Consider the following 21,294-nt stretch of genomic DNA (forward strand, 5'->3'; position numbering starts at 1 on the left):
GCATGGGCCGCGCCGATTACAGCTATCGCACTGATCCCGCCGTGCCCGCCTTTGCCGATGACCGGCCGCTCATCGTCTTCGATGGCGAATGCGTCTTCTGCTCCGGCTGGGTGAAGTTCGCGCTGAAACACGACAGGCGGCAGCGCTACCGCTTTGTCGCGGCGCAGTCGCCGCTCGGGCAAGCTCTCTACCGGCATTACGGGCTCGATACGCGCGACTACGAAACCAATATCCTCATCGAAGGCGGCCGCGCCTTCTTCAAATCCGACGGCTCGATCCGCATGGTGGCGGGGCTCGGCTTTCCCTATTCGCTGGTGAAGCTGTTCCGGCTGCTGCCGCGGCGCGCGGCGGACGCGCTTTATGAATTCATCGCCCGCAACCGGTTGAAGATCGCCGGACGGCAGAGCTGCATGGTGCCGACACCGGAGCAGCGCAGCCGCTTCATCGCATGAGCGGCGGCACCTTTTCCCTGCTGATCATCGGCGGCTACGGCAGCTTCGGCGGCCGGCTCGCCCAGCTGCTCGGCGAGGAACCGCGGCTCAGGCTGCTGATCGCCGGCCGCTCGCTCGAAAAGGCCGATGATTTCGTCTTCGATATGCGGTCGCCGAAAGGCGGCGCCGGGCGGCTGGGCAGCAACGATCTTGGGGCGTGGCTGCAGGCGGTGGCCTTCGATCGCGATGGCGACCTCCGGGAGCAGCTGACGCGGCTGAGGCCCGATCTGGTCGTCGATGCCTCCGGGCCGTTCCAGAGCTTCACCGGCGATGGCTATAAGGTGGTGCAGGCCTGCATCGAACTCGGCATCGATTATGCCGATCTCGCCGACAGCACCGGTTTCGTCGCCGGCATCAGCGGGCTCGATGCGGCAGCCAAGGCAAAAGGCACCTTCGTGCTCTCGGGTCTGAGCAGCCTGCCGGCGCTCTCCTTCGCGGCGCTGCAGGCGATGGTGCCGCAATTCTCCCGCATTGAAAGCGTGGCGGCCGGCATTGCCCCGTCGTCGCATGTGAAGATCGGCCTCAATGTCGTCAGAGCGATATCGAGCTATGCCGGCAAGCCGGTGTCGGTGCTGCGCGAGGGGCAGCCGGCCGAGGGGCGCGGGCTGATCGACGAGATGCGGGTGACGATCGCGCCGCCCGGTGTGGCGCCGCTCGCCGCCCGGACTTTCCTGCTGGTGGATGCACCCGATCTGGCGCTGCTGCCGCAGCACATTGCCGGGCTGCAATCCACCTTTACCGGCGTCGGCACCGAGCCGCAGGCGCTGCAGCGGCTGCTTTCGGCCGCCGCCCGGCTGGTGAAGATCGGGCTGCTGCCCTCGCTCAGGCCGTTCGCGCGGCTGGTGCAGGCCGCCAGCCATCGCTTCGCCCTCGGCGCCCACCGCGGCGGCATGTTCGTGCGCGCCGGCGGCCTCGATCGCGACGGGCGGCGGCTGACATCAGACTGGGGCCTGATTGCCGAAGGTGATGACGGGCCGTTCATTCCGGTCCTCGGCGTCGAGGCGCTGGTGCGCCGGCTGCTCGAAGGCCGGCGGCCGCAAAGCGGCGCCCGGCCGGCGGCGGGGGAATTGTCGCTCGCCGATTTCGAGGAGGCCTTCAGCCGGTTCTCGATCACATCGGGCATCCGGCTGGATTACCAGGAAGAGCCGCAGCCGCTCTACCGGCGCATCCTCGGCGACGCCTGGGAGAAGCTGCCGCCGGCGCTCGCGGCGATCCATGGCGGCGGCACCCGGCTTGCCTCCGGCCGGGCGCGCATCGAGCGCGGCCGCGGCCTCCTCGCCCGGCTGGTCGCCGGCATCATCGGCTTTCCCGCCGCCGGCGAGGATGTGCCGGTCGCGGTGCGCTTTGTCGCCGATGGCAACGGGGAGATCTGGACGCGGTCTTTCGGGGGCAAGACATTCCGCAGCTGGCAGGCGGCGGGCACCGGCGGCGAGCGCCACCTGCTCGCCGAGGTGTTCGGGCCGTTCCGGGTGCTGCTGGCGCTGGTGCCGGAGGGAGAGAAGATGCGGCTCATCGTGCGCGGCTGGCGCTTTTGCGGCATCCCGCTGCCGCTATCCCTGGCGCCGGGCGGCGATACTTACGAGGAGGAGCGCGACGGGCGCTTCCATTTCCACGTCGAGATCGGCGGGCGGCTGACGGGGCTGGTGGTGCGGTATTCGGGGTGGCTGGTGCTGGAGTGAGAGGCCCCTCGCCCGGCATCAACGGCCGGCGAAACGCCGCCACGCGGCGTCGGTGACGGGCGTATAGAGGGCGACGCGTGTTCCCTCGGGATCGGAAAACTGCGCTGTCCGATTGCCCCATGGCAGATCCTTGGGCGCGTGCACCACCGTGACCCGGTCCTTGAGCCGGGCGAATTCCGCATCGACATCCCCTGCGCGGACCTTGGCGGCTCGCAAAAGATCGGAACCAACCACGGCGTTGAGGGCTTCCTGTGCGGGTCGAGCTTGTTTTGGGTCTCGGACGACAACGTGAACTCCGGCTGCCGGAGGAACCAACTCAACGCGGGCCAGACTGTCATGATCCGCTGCTACAGCTCTGAAGCAAGATAGGAAAAATCGAAAACAGCCATGCTCCACGCTCACGATCAATCCAACTCGACAATCTCAACCGTCCGCGATGTTCAGCAGGCCGGTGCGATCTGTTATCGAAGAAACGGAAGCGGCCAGCTTCGCATCCTTCTCGTGGGAAGTCGTCGGAATGGACGATGGGGCGTTCCGAAAGGCAATCTCGACCCGGGCGAGACGACATCTGCAGCAGCAAGGCGGGAATCTTTCGAGGAAGCGGGCGTCGTTGGCGATGTGGAGGCGACAGCCTTCGGTTCGTTCAGCTACCGCAAAGACAGCTCGCCGCATCACTACCATGTCACCGTTCATCTGCTGCACGTCGTCGAGGCGCAACTTGATTTCCCCGAGAAGGGCACGCGCAAACAGAAATGGTTTCCTTTGAAAGTCGCGATCCGCGATGCGGCACAGCCCGGCTTGAAGGCTCTGCTTTCCAGGCTTGAAGGCGTGGTGCTTTGAAGCTCGGCTTCACCAAATCGCTGTCGGGATTGCTGAAGACGCGACGGAGAGCCGCGCGCTTGTTGGAGAAGGCATGGAGCCCGCTTCGCCGCAAGCCGTCCAGGCCGGAGCGACCGAGGCTCCAGACGACCCCCGCATTTGGCAGCAACCCCGGAAGGCTTGTGATGAAGACCTTCGTGCCCGCCGATCTGCCAAGCAAGCCGGCCCTTGTGGTGGTGCTTCATGGATGCCGGCAGACGCCGGAAAGCCTGGACGCCGCCAGCGGCTTCTCGAGACTGGCCAGGGAGAGAGGGTTCGTGGTGCTTTATCCGCAGCAGATCCACAGCAACAATGCTCACAAATGCTTCAACTGGTTCCGTCCGAGCGAGGTCGCTCGCGATCGCGGCGAGGTGCTTTCCGTCAAGCAGATGATTGACCATGCCCTGAAACGACATCGAGCCGATCGCACGCGCGTTTACATTGTCGGCCTTTCTGCCGGCGGAGCGATGACAGGTTCATTGGTCGCCAACTATCCCGATATGTTTGCCGGTGCCGCTATCGTCGCCGGAATGCCGGTTGGCGCCGTGCGCGATGCAATGTCAGCGCTGCGGGCGATGAAGTCCGGCGCGGCGCCGCCTTCGGATGGCTGGGGCGCAAGGATTGCCGAAATCTCCCCTGGCCGACGGTCGTGGCCGCCGATCAGCATCTGGCAGGGGACTGCGGATCGCACGGTTAACCCGGCAAATGCGAGGGCTTGCGTCGATCAATGGGTTGAAGCGAACGCTGTCGATCGAAGCAGCGTCCGTGTCGAGAGGAAGCCTTGGGGCGAGTTGTCCTCCTGGAACGCCGGAGGTGCACGCCGCGTATCGCTCTACTCAATCCATGGCATGGGGCACGGTCTTCCCGTCAAGAGCCGAAAGCCGGCTCGCTCCGGATCGACAGATCCATTCGTGTTGACAGCGGACATCTCGGCTCCGGTCGAACTGATGCGTCTGTGGCGTCTGCCAAGGCGGTAGGACGTGGCCAAACTGGGTATGCCCCTTGTGGCGCCAACCTGCCGATGCCGCATTGTGTCGGTTGGTGGCAATTGCTCATAACTGCGGATCTTTGCCGGCGTGCCGTGCCGCCCCTCTCGGGGCATGCCTGCCACTTCAGGCGATCTTGACATCGAGCGCTGGGTCTTCTTGCAACGAGTGCTATATTCAATTTCGGTCGTTTCACCTGAGACGAGCCCGGAAAGGAATTCTTCCATGGGAGACCAGAAGCGCCCGCTGCAACCCGGAAACACCGCGCCCGCGTTCGAACTCGCCACGGCCAATTTCGACGGAACGGTCTCCTTGGCCGATTTGAGCGGTCGGCCGTTCCTGATCGGCTTCTTTCGCGGGCTGCACTGCCCGTTCTGCCGGCGCCAGCTCGAACAGCTTGCCGGCATAGAGCCCACCTTGCGCGCCGCCGGGGTGAAGATCGTCGCCGTCATCAACACGCCGGTGGAACGGGCTCGCCTGTATTTCCGCCACCGTCCGACGCCGGTGACGCTGCTATGCGATCCCGACTGCCGCACGCATCGCGCCTATGGTGTGCCGCATGCCGAATTCCTGCCCGATGGGAGCAGCGATCAGCCGGAATGGCCTTATCGCGCGACGATGGCGCAGTTCCAGGCGGCGCGCATCAACCCCACCGGCGAGTTCCCGGAACCTGTCCAGCCGATGGAAGCCAACACGGTGCTCAATGCCAAGGACCGCTTCGAGCTTGATGAAGCCGATCATGCGATCTTCGCCAAGCACGGCACCCAGCTCGTCGGGCACTTCCTGGTCGATCAGAACGGCACCGTCGCCTGGGCACGAATCGAGTCGCTGGACGGACCCAACAGCCTTTGCATCTTCCCGAGTGCCGCGGAGATTATCACTGCCGTGGGTGAGCTTCGACGCTGATCTGCAGCGGTGGCCGGAGATTGCCAACGCCTTGGCCGGCCGGTCTGCCGCACCCTCTCCCGACCCTTCGCTTGGGCTCAGGGCGTACGCCCATTTCCCGCCCTCATTCCTGTGCTCGGGCTTGACCGGAGGATGTCACAGGAATGAGGGAGGTTGGGATAGCGGTGTCGCAAAACTTTGCCGGTGTGCCGTATGGTGCCCGCTCCCGTCATCCTTTGGACGTTTGACGAAGGAGAAATCAGGGAGGTTGGGGTGGCGGTTTCTCGGGACCGTCGAGTTTGCGGCACGGTATGAGGTCGGGTCTGCCGCGCCCTATCCCGGCCCTTCGCTTGGGCTCAGGGCGTTCGCCGCTGCAATCGATTCACTGGATCGATTGCTGCCGCCTGCGGCGGCACCGGAACAGGGGTCGGGTCTGCCGCACCCTCTCCCGGCCCTTCGCTTGGGCTCAGGGCGTTCGCCGCTGCAATCGATTCACTGGATCGATTGCTGCCGCCTGCGGCGGCACCGGAACAGGGGTCGGGTCTGCCGCACCCTCTCCCGGCCCTTCGCTTGGGCTCAGGGCGTTCGCCGCTGCAATCGATTCACTGGATCGATTGCTGCCGCCTGCGGCGGCACCGCGGCTCACCCACCCGCAATCCCGAGGAGTTCGGAGTCAAGCGCCTTCAGGTAATCGCCGGCGATGGCGGCGCTGAAGCCGAGGTCGTGCTGGCCATAGCGGGAGGCGACGCGGATGTCGACGAAGGTGGTTTCGGCCTCTTCGCGCAGCCGGATGATCATATCGAAGCGCAGGCCGAGGACCAGCGTGCGGGTGGTCGCCTGCAGCGTCACGCCGTTGGCGCCGCGGATCAGCCTGGCGACATCGTCGTCGTAGGGGCGTGGCGTCGGCACCGGAACGGGGCCGGGTGCATCGGTCACGGCGTCGTCGCCGGGGGCGGGCCTTGCCGGCCTGTCCTCGAGATCGCGGCCCGGCTCGGTCGTGCCGGTGCTCTTGACGATCACAAAGCCGCTCTGCTTGGCGACCTTGCGCACCGCCTCCAGCACGCGGTCGAGCGCCCCCTCATAGCGCCGGCCGGTCAGTTCGGGATAGGCCTCCATCTGCTTTTCGCGATCCTCCGGCGTCACGAGCGGGTTGCGCTTCAGCCAGATCTGGTCGGATGCCGGCGGCGACAGCCAGTCGGGTGCGGCGACCGGATCGGTGGAGACATCGTAGATCGCGGGCAGGCTGAGGTAGCGCTCGGCGGCGAAGGCGCCGATGCCGAGCGGAAAGGCGGCATAGATCAGCGCCGCCAGGGCGGCGAGTCCGCCTTCAGCGCCCGTCATCCACAGGCTGCGCAGGCCGATTGCGGCCAGAAATGCGGCCAGCAGCGCCCAGCCGGCGGCGGCGATCAAAAGCAGCACCAGATAGGGGGTGGCGAGCCCGCCGAAGCGGTGGGCGATCAGCACGGCGAGCGCCAGAACCAGTGAAAACGCCCCAAGGAGCCGCGAAAGATGGGCGGCGCTGGAAACGGGACGGTCGTAACGGATGGCCATCAAACTTACCGGTTGCTGATCAGCGCCGCGCCACGAACCACGCAAATCGCCGTAACCCTGTTTAGAGCATGATTGAGAAAAGTGTGAAGCGGTTTTCGGACGACATCATGCTCTATTTCTTTGATTTAGATCCGGATTTCAGAATGCTTCAATCCAACCCGGAAAGGCTCTAGGCCGGCCCGGCCTGAAATCATCCGGATCTGGGCAAGATTTGCCAGAATTGAAACTGTTGTCTCGGAATATCAGATGGAATTCAGCGGAGACCGCCGGGTAGTGGGCCGTCCACTTCATAAGCCCTTGCTGATATGACAAAAAAAGGCCATTCTGCAGCGGTTTCATCTCCAAAGTCACGGACAGGAGAGACGGGATGATTTCACCCGAGATAGCAGCAAGGCCGCAGGCGTCTGCGCTTGGCGGGATCGATCACACCGAACCGACGCTGCCGATGGAGCTCGTCGAGCTCGAACTTTCGCTCGAAGGTTATGCCGGCGGCGATGTCGGCTTCTGCGAGGCGGTGCGCCAGGCTGCCGGCCGTTCCGGCGGCGAACTGCTGTTCGACCTGCCGGCCGCCGGCCTGATCGGCGATTGCCGCCGCATCGCCGTGCTGCGCATTCCCGATGGCGAGAGCATGCGCGTCGTGCTGGCGCTGCTCGACCAGAACGGCACCGAGATCCGCATGCAGGCGCCCGATGAGGACACCGCACATCTCGTGCGTTTCGCCGATGCATTCGTCGAGGTGCTGGAGCGGATCTGAATACCGCCCGAGATCTCTAGAGCCTTTCCGGGCTAGATTGCAGCATTCTGCCGGAGCAGTTTTTCGTCAGGGCAAAGGCGATTGGCGACGGGCATACCCCCAGGTACGTCCGAGCTGATCGCCTTTGATCCTGGCGGAAAGATGCCCGGCCCTAGCTGGTTTGCAAGCAAACCACCGGGGTTGGCTGAAACGGGCCGGCTGATCGACCGGCCGGCTTGGCCGTAGAGCCGGGCTACGACGCGCGCCCGCCGGTCGACCATCCGACTCCGTTTGAGCCAACAGAATGCTGCAATCTAGCCCGGAAAGGCTCTAGTGCCGTTCCGTCGCGGCTTCCGCCAGGCTGCGGAAGGGAAATTTGCGCCCGCATTCGCATTTGATCATGAAGCTTTCCTGGTGGTTGGAAGCCCGCTGTACGCCAAAGCCGCGCGGCAGCTGGTCAACCTGGAAATCCGGGTGCTTGCGCTTGGGATCGTCGATCTCCGAAGCCTCGGCAAAACCCGCATTGCCGCATTGCGGGCAGTTCAGTTTCTTCGAGAATCGATCGCGAATGGCCATGCTCAGTTCCATGTTGCAGGCCCTCTCATATAGAGGAATGCCGCTTATGCATAGCAAGGTCGGCGGCGAAAGTGGAACCATCCGAAGGCCGTGCCGTTCCTTTTTCGAAAAGGAGGCGATCATGCCGAACAGAGATCCGATCCCGACACCGACGACCGACACACCGCGCGGCCCGGCGCCGACCCCCGGCATTCCCGACCGCGTCCAGGAAAAACCGCCGCTGACCCCGGCGCAGGACCCGGGCGACACCAAAAACCCGCAAGACCCGCCGCTCGATCCGGCGCTGCTGCCGATCGGCGATCCCGCCGGGGCGGCGTGAGTGTGGCGAGAAGCGTTGCACGCCTTGAGCGGCCGGCACCGTGTGAGGAGCGATGGCATTTTCTCGTAAGTAATCGAAGCCGCGCGCCTGGCTGTGGATCCCAGGGTCAAGCCCTGGGATGGCGGAGTGTGGGGTTGGCGATGTTGCCAAACGCACGGCCGGTGCAGATTTTGCGGTGCCGCTGTGCGTCAACTTCATCGCGCCGCCGGAGTCGATCAGTCGCGCGACCACCCCTCTTCCGTCACCGTCGCCAAAAGCGTCGCCACTTTTCGCATCGCTTAATCGCCGCTGCCGAGCCGATGGAGCCAGGCACCACCTCTCCTCCGTCATCCCAGGGTTTGACCCTGGGATCCATGCGGCTGGCACTGCGTGAAGAGTGAAGACCTGCCGGAATCGAAACCGCGCGCCTGGCTGTGGATCCCAGGGTCAAGCCCTGGGATGACGGAGTGTGGGGTTGGCTTTGTTGCCACATGCACGGCCGGCGCAGTGTGTGAGCCGGCGTAGCTTGTGCCGAGGCTTGAGCGCCGCTGTTCATTGCCGCGGCTGAGGCGATGGAGCCAGGCACCACCTCTCCTCCGTCATCCCAGGGTTTGACCCTGGGATCTATGCGGCTGGCACTGCGGGAAGAGTGAAGACCTGCAGGAATCGAAGCCGCGCGCCTGGCTGTGGATCCCAGGGTCAAGCCCTGGGATGACGGAGTGTGGGGTTGGCTTTGTTGCCACATGCACGGCCGGCGCAGTGTGTGAGCCGGCGTAGCTTGTGCCGAGGCTTGAGCGCCGCTGATTCTGCCATCGCTTAATCGCCGCTGCCGAGCCGATGGAGCCAGGCACCACCTCTCCTCCGTCATCCCAGGGTTTGACCCTGGGATCCATGCGGCTGGCACTGCGTGAAGAGTGAAGACCTGCAGGAATCGAAACCGCGCGCCTGGCTGTGGATCCCAGGGTCAAGCCCTGGGATGACGGAGTTTGGGGTGGCGTTCTCGCCACATGCACCGCTGGTGCGGCTTGAGATGCAGCTTGTGAGACCTCGCTTTCGCCGAGGCTTGCGGCCGCCGCCTTTGCCGAAGCTTCCTCACCGCTGCTGAGCCGATGCGTCGCCGCGCCACCTCGCTTGCGCGCTGGCGGACTTATGGGTCGCGGCACCACCTCTCCTCCGTCATCCCAGGGCTTGACCCTGGGATCCATGCGGCTGGCACTGCGGGAAGATTGATTGAGGCCGCATGCCGGGGCTGGATCGCAAGGCAGCTCAAGGCCGAGCATGACGGAGAGTGGGATGTGCAGGAGAAACCATTCACGGCTGGACGCCTCAGGCAAGCCATCCGCTAGCGATACCAGTCAGGTTACGGCCTAGGCCTTCTCGCAAGGGACGAGAGGTCTGTCACTTGACGGGGTCAGCCGAATGGCATTTCCTCAGCGCAATCATGCCAAGGACCAAGCCGATGCGCATCCCCATCCTCATCACCCTCCTCGCCACCATCGTCGGTCTGTCGGCCTGCCAGACGATGACGCCGGAGGAGCGGCGGGCGGCGGATGAGCGGCAGTGTCTCAGCTATGGTTTCCGCCGCGGCACGGATGGGTTCGCCACCTGCCTGCAGCGCATCGATCTCGACCGCCGCGCCGAATCGCGGGCTGAGAGTGCCGAAATGATGAACCGCATGGCCTGGGATCTGAACGGGCCCTATGTCTACCGCGATCGCTGGCGGTATCGTCACTGAGGGCCGTGCTGCCCGGTCTTTACCTGCTTCCCGCAATCACCGCCTGCGCCGCCGCAAGCCTTGCGATCGGCACGCGGAAGGGCGAGCAGGAGACGTAGTCGAGGCCGATCGTTTCGCAGAAGCGGATCGAAGCCGGATCGCCGCCATGTTCGCCGCAGATGCCGAGCTTCATGTCGTTGCGGGTGCGCCGGCCGCGTTCGGCGGCGATGCTAATCAGTTCCCCCACCCCGTCGAAATCGAGCGAGATGAAGGGATCGTGCTCGATGATGCCCTTGCGCTGATAGGTGGGAATGAAGGCCGACGCATCGTCGCGCGAGATGCCGAAAGTGGTCTGCGTCAGGTCGTTGGTGCCGAAGGAGAAGAATTCGGCAGCCTCGGCGATCACATGCGCGCGCAGTGCTGCGCGCGGCAGCTCGATCATCGTGCCGACGAGATAATCGATCTTCATGCCGGCCTCGCGCATGACATTGCCGGCGATGGCGTCGATGCAGGCCTTGACGTAATCGAGCTCGGATCGCAGGCCAACGAGCGGCACCATGATCTCGGGCACGACGGCGGCGCCGGTCTCCTGGGCGGCAGCCACCGCCGCCTCGAAGATGGCGCGGGCCTGCATCTCGACGATCTCGGGATAGGAGATCGCCAGCCGGCAGCCGCGATGGCCGAGCATCGGGTTGAACTCGTGCAGCGCATCGACGCGCTGGCGCAGCGCAAGCGGCTCCATGCCCATGGCAAAGGCGACCTCGGCGACCTCCTCGTCGGTTTTCGGCAGGAATTCGTGCAGCGGCGGATCGAGCAGGCGGATCGTCACCGGCAGGCCATGCATGACGGTGAAGAGGCCGGTGAAATCGGAGCGCTGCATCGGCAGCAGTTTGTCGAGCGCCAGCCGCCTGCCCTGCTCGTCCTCGGCCAAAATCATCTCGCGCATGACATGGATGCGCTCGCCCTCGAAGAACATGTGCTCGGTGCGGCAAAGGCCGATGCCCTCGGCGCCGAAGGAGCGGGCAGCGCGCGCATCGGCCGGCGTATCGGCATTGGTGCGCACCGTCATGCGGCGCGCCCGGTCGGCCCAGCCCATGATGCGGCCGAAATCGCCTGACAGTTCCGGCTGGATCATCGGCACCTCGCCCTTCAGCACCTGGCCGGCCGAGCCGTCGATGGTGATGATATCGCCCTTCTTCAGCGTCACGCCGATGCCGAGCAGGCGCTCATTGCGTTGATCGATGCGCATGGTGCCGGCGCCGACGACGCAGGGAATGCCCATGCCGCGGGCGACCACCGCCGCATGGCTGGTCATGCCGCCGCGCGTCGTCAGGATGCCTTCGGCGGCATGCATGCCGTGAATATCCTCAGGGCTGGTTTCGACCCGGAGCAGAATGACCTTGCGGCCTTCGGCCTCAGCCTCGACCGCCTCTTCGGCGGTGAAGACGATGGCGCCGGTCGCAGCCCCGGGCGAGGCCGGCAGCCCGGTGCCGATCACCTGGCGGTTGACGCGCGGATCGATCGTCGGATGCAAGAGCTGGTCGAGGCTCGAAGGTTCGATGCGCAGCACCGCCTCCTCTTCGGTGATCACCCCCTCGTCCACCATGTCGACGGCAATCCTCATCGCCGCGCGGGTCGAGCGCTTGCCCGAACGGGTCTGCAGCATCCAGAGCTTGCCGCGCTCGATGGTGAATTCGATATCCTGCATGTCGCGGTAATGTACCTCGAGCTCGGTGCATATGCGGGAGAGCTCGTGGAAGGCCTCCGGCATCAGCTTTTCCATGGAGGGCTTGTCGGAGCCGGAGGAAAGCCGCCCCTCCTCGGTGATGCTGTGCGGCGTGCGGATGCCGGCGACGACATCCTCGCCCTGGGCATTGACGAGGAATTCTCCGTAAAGCGCCTTCTCGCCGGTCGAGGGGTTGCGGGTAAAGGCGACGCCGGTCGCCGAGGAATTGCCGAGATTGCCGAAAACCATGGCCTGGATGTTGACCGCAGTGCCCCAGCCCTCGGGAATATTGTGCAGTTGACGATAGGTGACGGCGCGCGCGCTCTTCCAGCTGGAAAAGACCGCGCCGACCGCGCCCCAGAGCTGGATCTCCGGATCCTGCGGAAATTGCTGTCCCAGCTCCTCCTCTATCAGCTTCTTGTAGAGGGAAACGACATGCTGCCATTCGGTGGCGCTGAGCTCGGTATCGAGTTCATGGCCGAGCTTGGCCTTCTCGTCTTCCAGGATTTCCTCGAAGGCGTCGTTGCCGAGGCCCATGACGACATCGGCATACATCTGGATGAAGCGGCGGTAACTGTCCCAGGCAAACCGCGCGTCGCCGGCATCGTGACCGAGCGCCTGCACGGTTTCGTCGTTGAGGCCGAGATTGAGCACGGTGTCCATCATGCCGGGCATGGAGACGCGGGCGCCGGAGCGCACAGAAAGCAGCAGCGGCTGGCTGGTGGAGCCGAAATGGCGGCCGGTGATCGCCTCGATCGCCGCTATGCCGTCGCGCACCTCGGCCTTCAGCCGGTCCTCGATATGGCCGCCATTTTTATAATAGGTGCTGCAGGCATCGCTGACGATCGTCAGCCCCGGCGGAACAGGAAGACCGAGAGCGCACATTTCGGCGAGATTGGCGCCCTTGCCGCCGAGAATCTCGTGGTCGCGCGCACCGCCCTCAGCCTGTCCGTCGCCGAACCTATAGACCCACTTGGTCATCTTCCCCCCAACACCAGATCGGGATCAGCTTGATCCCTCAGCCTGTTGACAAACCTCGCTGTCGGCTCGGAGCCTTCGGAAGTTTCAGCAGGCATTGTCAGTAGTCCGAGTGACCAGCTTAATGGCTTGGAGTTGAAATGAAAATCGACAAATGCGGCAAAATGTTGCGCTGCACAATAAATGTGAGGCCTGGAGGCGCGGGAACCACAGAATCGAGCGCATAAAAAAAGCTTTGCGGGACTGCAACATTGTCCCGCAAAGCCTTGTTTCCGTCCGGCCAGGAATACCGGACGGGGGGTCCCTCAACCCAGGACGGTTCACCAACCGCCCCGACCTTCATTTTCCGCAATCCCTCTGAAGACGCTTCGCGCTTCCCGTGATTGCTCAAACAGCTTCCAGGTTCTGCCCTCTACCCCAGGAAGCGCATCGCAAATTCTACAATTCGCAACGTTGACCACGCGCTTTTCAGCAAAGTGATCAGGTTGCGTTGAAACAACTTCTAATGCAAGTCAGAGAAAAGAGCATCATCCAAATGGGGTACGGCCCGCAAGACAGCCGACCTTTTTTGGTGTTTATCGCTGAATGCGGGAAAATTGCATGCGGTCTGTGCGGGTTCCGTGTCCCGAGCCGCTCCCGGCCGGATCATCGGTCAACAAACGCTGCGCGGCTATCTGCAACTGCAATGACAAGGGTCGTCAAGAGCATACACAAGCAGACGTTGCAGCTGCCGCAGAATGCCTTATCTTGCCAAGGCTCCCGAGATTCGGCCATGGACATCCGCATGCTCGATTTTGATCCGCAATATTCCACCCCCAGGATCGAGGCGATCGGGCGGTTCATCGATAAGCATTATGCGCTCGCCAGACCGGTTTCCTGCCGCATGCTGCAGCGTGGCCTGAACGATGTCTATCTCGTCACCGCCAGCAACGGCGAGCGCTATGTGTTCCGGCTTTCGCATCATCGCAGCCGCGGTCGAGCCGACGTCAGGACCGAGACGGCATTTCTCACGCATCTCCGGGGCGCAGGCGTACCGGTCGCCGCACCTGTCCCCACCCGCGATGGCGCCCTCTTCGTGCAGGGGGAGGCGCCGGAGGGGCCGCGGGAGGGTGTGCTCTTCCAAGAAGTTTCCGGCCGCGATCCGAGCCCGACAGACGCCGGGGATGCCCGAGCCAACGGCAGGACGCTTGCCCTGATGCATTATGCGGCACAGACTTTTTCGTCGGAGGGAGCGGTCTATCGGCTCGACCTCGAACATCTGCTGCATCGCCCCCACGCGCAAATCCGTGACAGCGGCCTCATCGAAGACGCGGATGTTCTCAGTGATCTTGAAAGCATCGCCGCGCGCACCGCGAGGGCGATCGAAGCGTATCAAAATCTGACCTGGATCTATTGTCACGGCGACTGTCACGGCTTCAATGCGCGCATCAACGACGCAGGTGAAGCCGTCTTTTTCGACTTTGACGACGGCGGGCCTGGATATCTCGCTTACGATCTGTCGGTCTTCCTGTGGGCAAAAGTCTCCTTCGGCCGGTCATTGACCCCCATGTGGACCGCGTTCATCGATGGTTACCGCGCGATCCGGCCGATAACACCGCATGACTTCGAGGCGGCGCTTCGGTTCGTGATCGTCCGCCACTTCTGGCTCATGGGCGAATATGCGAGCCGCGCCAACGAATGGGGGAGCAATACCGTCGGTTGGATTGCGCGGGAAGCAGCTTTTCTCAATGCTTGGGAAGCTGAAAATTTCGCCGATCGCCTGTTCTGACTTGGAGGGAAACGGGCGCCGGAAATGTCGGGATCCCTTTTGGCCGAACGTCTTCAGGGCGACAAGCTGTGGAGAATGCGATGACGATCACCATTACCGCCTTTGAACGTTCGCCCGACCGCGGCCGCGGCTTGGCCCGCGACATGCGGGTTCGCTGGGCGCTCGAGGAGGCAGGCCAGCACTATGAGGTTCGCCTTGTCTCCTTCGAGGCTTTGAAGCAGCCGGCGCATCTGGCGCTTCAGCCTTTCGGCCAGATCCCGACCTTTGAGGAAGGCGATCTCACCCTGTTCGAGTCCGGCGCCATCGTCCTTCATATCGCCGAGCGCCACGGCGGCCTGTTGCCTGGGGATGCCAACGGCCGGGCGCGGGCGATTGCCTGGATGTTTGCCGCGCTCAATACGGTGGAGCCACCGATCTTCGATCACAGCCTCGCCAGGATCCTGGAGCGCGACGAGCCCTGGTACGAGCATCGCCTGCAATCCCTGGAGAAGAGCATCCGCAAACGGTTGGACAGTCTTTCCAGGCACCTCGGCGATGCCGACTGGCTCGACGGCGCCTTCAGCGCCGGCGACCTGCTGATGGTGTCGGTGCTGCTGCGGCTGAAATCAACCACCATCCTGGACGAATATCCGAGCCTCACCGCCTATGTCGCCCGCGGCGAAGCGCGCCCCGCCTATCAACGCGCCTTCGCCGCGCAGCTCGCGGTTTTCCAGGCGGCCTCGGCGGGCTGAGCAACTTATACCAGCGGGCCGGTGTCAGCCCCGGTCCGCGCCTCCTGCCGCTCCGTTTCCTCCATCTCCGTCATCCCAGGCCTTGAGCCTGGGATCCACGGTCTGGCGCTAGAGCGCGTCCACTTTACTCGGGTCATTTCCGCAGGATGCGCACTCCTCGGCTCGAATGTGGTTACGACCTGGCTGACGGGGTCCCATACCTGCCGCGCGGCTTGCAACAGGTGCAATGCACCTCCACGGAAGGCATGTGAAATTCGATCAGTCTGGGTGCGGGTGCCATGGTGGCACACTCCGGCTCTGACCGGCCGCATTCGGTTTGGGACTTTCTCACACCGCCATGAGGTGCAAACTGATGGTCGAACCGTTCTTTGAGGAAGGTAAGTTTGACATAGAACTGCAAATAATTGAAAAATCGGGTGGTAAGCTACAATCAGCGGCATTCGTCTGGCGCTCACCCATAGCCGCCGTAAGATGCGTTGGTATATCCACAAGCAGGCGGTTGGTGCGTGACAGTAACTTTGGCCAATACGATGGCGCGCGGCATTGCGTCGGGAGCGGTTTTGATGCTGGCGGGATGCGGCTTGCCAGTCTATGAGACCGTCCAACCAGAGGCATCACTAACAGTGAGATCTGAGACGGGCACGCCGATCCAAGGGGCGCAGGTGAGGCTCAACATGCGCGCGATCCCCAGTGCCAACAGCGCGGTAGCCGTCGTGTTGACGGACACCGATGGGAGGGCCTCATTTCCTGAGGTGAAGGAGTGGCATACCAGATATCCGCTTATGATGCACGGAACGGTGGAATACCGATGGACCTGGTGCGTTTCAAAGGCAGGTTATCAGGACCACGATGAAAGATGGTCTGTACGAGAGTTTAAACCCTATGCGGTTGTGACCATGAAAGAAGGAAGCTCAAGTGGCTGCCCAGACACGACCTCACTGAAAGCTCGGGTCATTTTAACTCCGACCTAATCACCAGTCGGAGCGATGGAATCAGAGTTTTGGCCTGTAAGGAAACCCTCAACCTGATTCCGCGTTCAACGGACGCGCTCTAGCGGGTGCCGCTTGGAGTCATGCCAGGCCTTGAGCCTGGTATCCACGGCCTGGCTCTGTGGATGCCGCATGGATCCTCGGGTCAAGCCCGAGGAAGACGGAGGGTGGGGTGACAGCCGCGGCAAAACAGCGACGGACTGCCAGATACGAATTCGCTGGCGCCCCAGTCCGTCCGTGGCCTCCTGCCGGTCGCGCCTCCTGCCGCTCCGTTCCCCCATCTCCGTCATCCCAGGCCTTGAGCCTGGGATCCACGGGCTGGCGCTGGTGGATGCCGCATGGATCCTCGGGTCAAGCCCGAGGAAGACGAGGGTGGGGTGACAGCCGCAGCAAAACAGCGACGGATCGGCAAATACGAATTCGGCGGCGCCCTCTGTCCGTGGCCTCCTGCCGGTCGCGCCTCCGGTTACTTGCTAGCCTCCTGCCGGTGCGCGTCTCCTGCCGCTCCGTCCCCTCCATCTCCGTCATCCCAGGCCTTTAGCCTGGGATCCACGGCCAGCGCTGGCGGATGCCGTATGGATCCTCGGGTCAAGCCCGAGGAAGACGGAGGGTGTGGTGATCGCTCGCGCGGATGACCTCAGGCAATCTCGCGCAGGCGCTCGGCCGTCTGCAGGTCGACGGAGACGAGGGTGGAGACGCCCTGCTCGGCCATGGTGACGCCGAAGAGGCGGTTCATGCGGGCCATGGTGATCGGATTGTGGGTGATGATGACGAAGCGGGTTTCGGTGGAGGCCGCCATTTCGTCCATCAGGTTGCAGTAGCGCTCGACATTGTGGTCGTCGAGCGGCGCGTCCACCTCGTCGAGCACGCAGATCGGCGCCGGATTGGTGAGGAAGACGGCAAAGATCAGCGCCATCGCCGTCAGCGCCTGTTCGCCGCCTGACAGCAGCGTCATGGTCTGCGGCTTCTTGCCCGGCGGCCGCGCCAGGATTTCGAGGCCGGCTTCCAGAGGATCGTCGGATTCGATCAGCTGCAGCTCGGCGGTGCCGCCGCCGAACAGATGGGTGAACAGCCGCTGGAACTGGCCGTTGACGACGTCGAAGGCGGCGACCAGGCGCTCACGGCCCTCGCGATTCAAACTCTGAATGGCGCCGCGCAGCTTGCGGATCGCGTCGATGACGTCGTCGCGCTCCTTGATCAGGGCTTCCAGCCTTTCGCTCAGCTCCTTCTGCTCCTCATCGGCGCGCAGGTTGACGGCCCCAAGCCGTTCGCGTTCCATCTTCAGCCGCTCCAGCTCGCGCTCGACCTCGCGCGGATCGGAAAGCGCCTGCATCGGCTGCAGCCCGGCTAGCGGCAGCGCTTCGTGCGGCTGCACTTTCAGCGCTTCACGGATGCGGCTTTCGCTTTCCTGCCGCCGTTCGCGGGCGGAGACGAGGCGCTCCTCGGCGCGGCCGCGGCGTTCGCGGTATTCGGCAAGCTCGGAAAGCGCGGTTGCCGCCTTGTGGTCGGCCTCGCGCTGGATGCGTTCGGCTTCTGCGAGCAGATCGCCGGCATTGCGCCGTGTCTCCTCGGCCTTCTGTAACTCGCTGAGCAGAGCGCGTCGCTTGTCGTCGAATTCGTCGGGCGCCATTTCGAGTTCGGCCGCCTCTTCGCGCGCCTCCTCCTCGCGCTCGCGCAGGGTCGCGACATGATCCTCGCCGCTTGCCGCCCGCTGGCGCCAGGCCTCGCGCTCCTGGCCGATCGCGACGAGGCGGCGCTGGCGAGCGTCATTCTCCCTGGCGAGGCTTTCATGGCGGGCACGGGCCTCGGCAAGCGCGCCGCGATCAGTCGCCACTTCCGCCTGCTGGAAGCGCAGCCGCTCGTCGATCTCCGTCAGATCGGGCGCGTCTTCCAGCTCGATGCGGGCATTTTCTTCCTGAATGCCGATCTCCTCCAGCTGCGCGCCCAGCTGACTGGCGGCCTCGCTGACGACGTCGCGGCGGCGGATGAGGTCGCCGGAGGCCCGCTCGGCCGCAGCCAGCGCCTCGCGCGCTTCGCCGAGATGACGCGCCGAGAGCCGGCTCATGTCGCGGGCTTCCGAAAGCCTGCGCTCCTCGATGCGGATGGCATCGGCGGCGGCGGCCTGCCGCTCCTCGGCTTCGGCAAGCACGTCGCGGGCAATTGCCGCTTCGCTTTCGAGTTCGGCCAGGCGGTTCTTCTGGGCAAGGCGCAATGCCGCGGCGCTCGGGGCATCGGCGCCGGTGACATGGCCGTCCCAGCGATAGACGGCGCCCTCCCTCGTCACCAGACGCTGGCCGGGCTTCAGCGCCGCCATCAGCGATCGCGCGTCGCCCTCGCCGACCAGGCCGATCTGGCGCAGGCGGCGGGTCAGTGCGGCGGGCGCGCTGATATGGGTTATGAGCGGCGTGACGCCTTCGGGCAGCGCGGGATCGCCGGCGCCGTCGCCATTGTCCGACCAGTGGGCCGGCGCCTCGGCATCGAGCGGCGATTCCAGATCGTCGCCGAGTGCTGCACCGAGCGCCGTCTCGAAGCCGCGATCGACCTTCAGCTCCTCGGCAACTGGCGGAAACTTGCCGGCCGCCGCGCCGGCGGCAAGCATGCGGGAAATGGTGCGGGCTTCGGTTTCCAGCGCATTCAGGCCGGCGCGGGCCTGATCAACCGGGGCGCGCGACAATGCCTCGGCCTGGCGGGCTGAGGCCAGCGCCTGTTCGACCGTCTGGACAGCGGCATCGGCATCGGCAAGCGCGATTTCGCCAGCTTCGACGATCGCCCGTTTCTCCTCGGGATCGGCCAGTTCTGATATCTTCTCGCCGATGGCTGACAATTCCCCGCTCGCCTCTTCCATCTGGCGCTCAAGGCGCATGCGGCGGTCAGCGAGATCGCGGATGGCGCGCTCCAGCTGGCTGCGGCCGGCGGCCGCCTCGGCGCGCTCGGCCGTCAGCTGGGTGAAGACGCGTTCGCTGTCGGCGAGCTTTGCGGCGGCAGCCTCGAAAGCCTCGCGGGTTTCCTCGGCATGGCGGCCGGAATCGGCGAGGATTTCCGAAATCTCGGCCTCTTCGGCGTCGAGCTTGGCGAGGATGACGGCATTATCGGCCACCAGCCGCTCCTCGCGGCGGATGTCCTCGGCAAGCTGGGCAAGACGACGGGTGAGCTCGTCGCGGCGGCGCAGGATGCGGCCGGCATCCTCCTCCAGCTGGCTTCTGGCGATCTGCAGACGCTGCAGGGCGGCGGCGGCGCGGGCCTCGCCCTCGCGCAGTTCCGGCAGCTTAAGGCTGGCGATGCCCTGCTGCTTGGCCGCCTCCATCTGCGCTTGCGCCTTTTCGGCGACGATTGATGTCGCCTGATTGAGGGCGCTGTCGGCCTCGGCCTCGGCCTCCTTGGCCTGCACCCAGCGGATATGCAGAAGCATCGCCTCGCGGGCGCGAATATCGGCCGACAGAGTCTTGAAGCGATTGGCCTGGCGGGCCTGGCGCTTCAGGCTTTCGATCTGGCTTTCGAGCTGCGAGGTGACGTCGTCGAGGCGCTCGAGATTGGTTTCGGCGGCGCGCAGGCGCAGCTCGGCCTCGTGGCGACGCGAGTGCAGGCCCGAAATGCCGGCCGCCTCTTCCAACAGCTGGCGGCGAGCCTGCGGCTTTGCCTGGATCAGCTCGCCGATGCGGCCCTGGCCGACCATCGAGGGCGAGCGCGCACCGGTGGAAGCATCGGCAAACAGCAGCTGCACGTCCTTGGCGCGGCTTTCCTTGCCGTTGATGCGATAGAGCGAGCCCTGCTCGCGCTCGATGCGGCGGGTGACCTGGATTTCGTCGCTGTCGTTGAAGGCGGCAGGAGCGGTGCGCTCGCCATTGTCGAGATAGAGCGCCACCTCGGCGGTGTTGCGGGCCGGGCGGTTTCCCGAACCGGAAAAGATCACGTCGTCCATGCCGGAGGCGCGCATGTTCTTGTAGGAATTCTCGCCCATCACCCAACGCAGCGCCTCAACGAGGTTGGACTTGCCGCAGCCGTTCGGGCCGACGACGCCGGTCAGCCCCCGTTCGATGATGAATTCCGTCGGCTCGACGAAGGATTTGAAGCCGACGAGGCGCAGCTTGTTGAACTTCATGCGGAAGCTCCGCGGCGCGGGTCAGAGCCGACAGAGGATTCCCTACGCAGCGACAAGGAAACGGGCGCACGGCTTTCGCCGTCGCCCGTTGTGGTCGAACGATCCGGTTCAGATGAGGCTGTCGATGAGCTTCGACATGGTGTCAACCGGCATGTCTCCAGAATAGCGCTTGCCATTGATGAGGAACGTTGGCGTGGCGTCGACGCCGAAATCCTTCGATCCCCTTTCCCGCGTGGCGTTCACTTCATCCAGAAGCTTCTGGTTCGTCAAGCATTTCGTGAAGCTATCCTCAGTAAATCCGGCAAGCTTCGACATCTGCAGCAGTGCCGCGCGGCCATCTTCGGCGGCAGCCCAGACCTGCTGCTGCTTGAAGAGCATTGAGACCATCGGGAAATACTGTTCCGGTGTGCTCAACTGCTCCGGATTGGAGGAACTGCAGCGGGCGAGCATGAAGGCGGCGGCCGCACGCGGATCGAAGGGGAATTCCCGGATGATGAACTGCACCTTGCCGGTATCGATGTACTTCTGCTTGATCGTGTCGAAGGTGGTGTTGTGGAAATGGGCGCAATGCGGGCAGGTCATCGACATATATTCGACGATCTTGACCGGAGCGTCGGCCTTGCCAAGCGCCATCTCAGGCAGCGCGCCGGGCTTCAGCACCTCGGCCATGTCGACGTCGCCGTCGGCCTGCGGCATCTCGGTCGCCGAGGTGGCCGCCGTCTTGATGGTGTCGACATCGGTGCCGTCGGCCATGGTCTTGCCGGAAGACGATGCATCGGCAGCGTCCTTGCTGTCGTTGCAGGCGGCAAGCGCTGCGGCAGCTGCGGCGATGGCGATCCCGCCGAGGAGGCGGCGTTTCGTCAGTTGCATTTCGGACATCTGCATGGGTTCCCCATAAGTATGAGAGTGACGGCGTGACTGTGCGATATAACGGCTGGGGGCCGCTCACAAGGCACTGATCAGCAACTTCCTTCAAAGAATTGTGACCGCGGGAAGACGACTAGACCAAAAATTGCGAGCTGTCTGCTTGCGGATTTCATCGGTAGACGTCACGGCGGTTGCCGACCCGCGCAACGACGATACGAACGGCCCCGTCGTCGATGCTTGCGATCACTCGATAGTCGCCAACGCGATATTTCCAGAAATCCCCGAGTTCAGACCCTTTAGCGCCTCTCCAATGGATCGTGGATCGTCCAGGCTCGCCACGCGATCGTTGAGAAACCGGAGTATTG

15 protein-coding genes and 1 pseudogene are annotated in these 21,294 nt (G+C 64.2%); 10 read left to right on the forward strand and 6 right to left on the reverse strand.

The annotated features are described in order from the left end of the window. The first annotated feature begins 2 nt into the window (after positions 1-2). Complete coding sequence (locus FFR93_RS14550) at positions 3-452, forward strand: DCC1-like thiol-disulfide oxidoreductase family protein (protein WP_138393929.1); 450 nt, start codon at positions 3-5, stop codon at positions 450-452. Then, positions 449-2,170 carry a DUF4166 domain-containing protein gene (locus FFR93_RS14555; RefSeq protein ID WP_138393736.1) on the forward strand — a complete coding sequence of 574 codons (1,722 nt, stop codon included), beginning with the start codon at positions 449-451 and terminating at the stop codon, positions 2,168-2,170. The genes FFR93_RS14550 and FFR93_RS14555 overlap by 4 nt, the downstream gene beginning before the upstream one ends. Before the next feature lie 18 nt (positions 2,171-2,188). Here FFR93_RS14555 and FFR93_RS14560 read toward each other — a convergent pair. Beyond that, positions 2,189-2,359: pseudogene (locus tag FFR93_RS14560) on the reverse strand (VOC family protein); the annotation flags it as partial. A gap of 198 nt (positions 2,360-2,557) precedes the next feature. Between FFR93_RS14560 and FFR93_RS14565 the strand changes: the two are divergent. The 3 genes from FFR93_RS14565 to FFR93_RS14575 all read left to right on the forward strand — a co-directional run bounded on the left by FFR93_RS14565 (position 2,558) and on the right by FFR93_RS14575 (position 4,920). Beyond that, positions 2,558-3,010, forward strand: a complete 453-nt coding sequence (locus tag FFR93_RS14565) for an NUDIX hydrolase (RefSeq protein ID WP_138393737.1) — start codon at positions 2,558-2,560, stop codon at positions 3,008-3,010. After that, a complete protein-coding gene (locus FFR93_RS14570; protein ID WP_138393738.1) occupies positions 3,007-4,005 on the forward strand; it encodes a PHB depolymerase family esterase in 999 nt (332 codons plus the stop codon). The genes FFR93_RS14565 and FFR93_RS14570 overlap by 4 nt, the downstream gene beginning before the upstream one ends. A gap of 234 nt (positions 4,006-4,239) precedes the next feature. Then, positions 4,240-4,920, forward strand: coding sequence for a peroxiredoxin-like family protein (locus tag FFR93_RS14575; protein WP_138393739.1), 681 nt, complete (start codon positions 4,240-4,242; stop codon positions 4,918-4,920). Positions 4,921-5,541: 621 nt separating this feature from the next. Here FFR93_RS14575 and FFR93_RS14580 read toward each other — a convergent pair. After that, entirely contained in the window at positions 5,542-6,450 is a 909-nt protein-coding gene (locus FFR93_RS14580) for a DUF1499 domain-containing protein (protein ID WP_138393740.1), read from the reverse strand. A 367-nt stretch (positions 6,451-6,817) separates the two neighbouring features. Between FFR93_RS14580 and FFR93_RS14585 the strand changes: the two genes are divergently transcribed. Continuing rightward, the gene (locus FFR93_RS14585) at positions 6,818-7,204 is read left to right on the forward strand and encodes a hypothetical protein (RefSeq protein ID WP_064706407.1); all 387 of its coding nucleotides are present in this window, start codon (positions 6,818-6,820) and stop codon (positions 7,202-7,204) included. Positions 7,205-7,513: 309 nt separating this feature from the next. On the opposite strand, the gene FFR93_RS14600 is transcribed toward FFR93_RS14585, so the two are convergent. After that, a complete protein-coding gene (locus FFR93_RS14600) occupies positions 7,514-7,759 on the reverse strand; it encodes a hypothetical protein (protein ID WP_138393742.1) in 246 nt (81 codons plus the stop codon). A 121-nt stretch (positions 7,760-7,880) separates the two neighbouring features. Between FFR93_RS14600 and FFR93_RS14605 the strand changes: the two genes are divergently transcribed. Beyond that, a complete protein-coding gene (locus FFR93_RS14605; RefSeq protein ID WP_138393930.1) occupies positions 7,881-8,078 on the forward strand; it encodes a hypothetical protein in 198 nt (65 codons plus the stop codon). Between the two features lie 1,438 nt (positions 8,079-9,516). Next, positions 9,517-9,792, forward strand: coding sequence for a hypothetical protein (locus FFR93_RS14610; RefSeq protein ID WP_138393743.1), 276 nt, complete (start codon positions 9,517-9,519; stop codon positions 9,790-9,792). Positions 9,793-9,811: 19 nt separating this feature from the next. Here FFR93_RS14610 and ppdK read toward each other — a convergent pair whose 3' ends face one another. Next, on the reverse strand, positions 9,812-12,478 hold the full coding sequence (ppdK, locus tag FFR93_RS14615; protein WP_138393744.1) for a pyruvate, phosphate dikinase: 2,667 nt from the start codon (positions 12,476-12,478) through the stop codon (positions 9,812-9,814). A gap of 781 nt (positions 12,479-13,259) precedes the next feature. Here ppdK and FFR93_RS14620 point away from each other — a divergent pair. Together FFR93_RS14620 and FFR93_RS14625 are read left to right on the forward strand one after the other, a co-directional pair. Beyond that, positions 13,260-14,243: a phosphotransferase gene (locus FFR93_RS14620; RefSeq protein WP_138393745.1), complete on the forward strand. Its 984-nt coding sequence runs from the start codon at positions 13,260-13,262 to the stop codon at positions 14,241-14,243. Between the two features lie 80 nt (positions 14,244-14,323). Beyond that, positions 14,324-14,974: a glutathione S-transferase family protein gene (locus tag FFR93_RS14625; RefSeq protein ID WP_138393746.1), complete on the forward strand. Its 651-nt coding sequence runs from the start codon at positions 14,324-14,326 to the stop codon at positions 14,972-14,974. Between the two features lie 1,626 nt (positions 14,975-16,600). Here FFR93_RS14625 and FFR93_RS14635 read toward each other — a convergent pair. Further along, positions 16,601-20,062 carry a chromosome segregation SMC family protein gene (locus FFR93_RS14635; protein WP_138393747.1) on the reverse strand — a complete coding sequence of 1,154 codons (3,462 nt, stop codon included), beginning with the start codon at positions 20,060-20,062 and terminating at the stop codon, positions 16,601-16,603. A 108-nt stretch (positions 20,063-20,170) separates the two neighbouring features. After that, entirely contained in the window at positions 20,171-20,947 is a 777-nt protein-coding gene (locus FFR93_RS14640; protein ID WP_138393748.1) for a DsbA family protein, read from the reverse strand. Positions 20,948-21,294 lie beyond the last annotated feature (347 nt).

Source organism: Rhizobium sp. MHM7A (genome assembly GCF_005862215.1).
In the GTDB taxonomy this organism is placed as follows: domain Bacteria; phylum Pseudomonadota; class Alphaproteobacteria; order Rhizobiales; family Rhizobiaceae; genus Rhizobium; species Rhizobium bangladeshense.

Excerpts from the sequence above, each read along its gene's own strand:
- FFR93_RS14550 (WP_138393929.1), top strand. The coding sequence starts at position 3 with ATGGGCCGCGCCGATTACAGCTATCGCACTGATCCCGCCGTGCCCGCC.
- FFR93_RS14555 (WP_138393736.1), top strand. The coding sequence starts at position 449 with ATGAGCGGCGGCACCTTTTCCCTGCTGATCATCGGCGGCTACGGCAGC.
- FFR93_RS14565 (WP_138393737.1), top strand. The coding sequence starts at position 2,558 with ATGCTCCACGCTCACGATCAATCCAACTCGACAATCTCAACCGTCCGC.
- FFR93_RS14575 (WP_138393739.1), top strand. The coding sequence starts at position 4,240 with ATGGGAGACCAGAAGCGCCCGCTGCAACCCGGAAACACCGCGCCCGCG.
- FFR93_RS14580 (WP_138393740.1), bottom strand. The coding sequence starts at position 6,450 with ATGGCCATCCGTTACGACCGTCCCGTTTCCAGCGCCGCCCATCTTTCG.
- FFR93_RS14585 (WP_064706407.1), top strand. The coding sequence starts at position 6,818 with ATGATTTCACCCGAGATAGCAGCAAGGCCGCAGGCGTCTGCGCTTGGC.
- FFR93_RS14600 (WP_138393742.1), bottom strand. The coding sequence starts at position 7,759 with ATGGCCATTCGCGATCGATTCTCGAAGAAACTGAACTGCCCGCAATGC.
- FFR93_RS14605 (WP_138393930.1), top strand. The coding sequence starts at position 7,881 with ATGCCGAACAGAGATCCGATCCCGACACCGACGACCGACACACCGCGC.
- FFR93_RS14610 (WP_138393743.1), top strand. The coding sequence starts at position 9,517 with ATGCGCATCCCCATCCTCATCACCCTCCTCGCCACCATCGTCGGTCTG.
- ppdK (WP_138393744.1), bottom strand. The coding sequence starts at position 12,478 with ATGACCAAGTGGGTCTATAGGTTCGGCGACGGACAGGCTGAGGGCGGT.
- FFR93_RS14620 (WP_138393745.1), top strand. The coding sequence starts at position 13,260 with ATGCTCGATTTTGATCCGCAATATTCCACCCCCAGGATCGAGGCGATC.
- FFR93_RS14625 (WP_138393746.1), top strand. The coding sequence starts at position 14,324 with ATGACGATCACCATTACCGCCTTTGAACGTTCGCCCGACCGCGGCCGC.
- FFR93_RS14635 (WP_138393747.1), bottom strand. The coding sequence starts at position 20,062 with ATGAAGTTCAACAAGCTGCGCCTCGTCGGCTTCAAATCCTTCGTCGAG.
- FFR93_RS14640 (WP_138393748.1), bottom strand. The coding sequence starts at position 20,947 with ATGCAGATGTCCGAAATGCAACTGACGAAACGCCGCCTCCTCGGCGGG.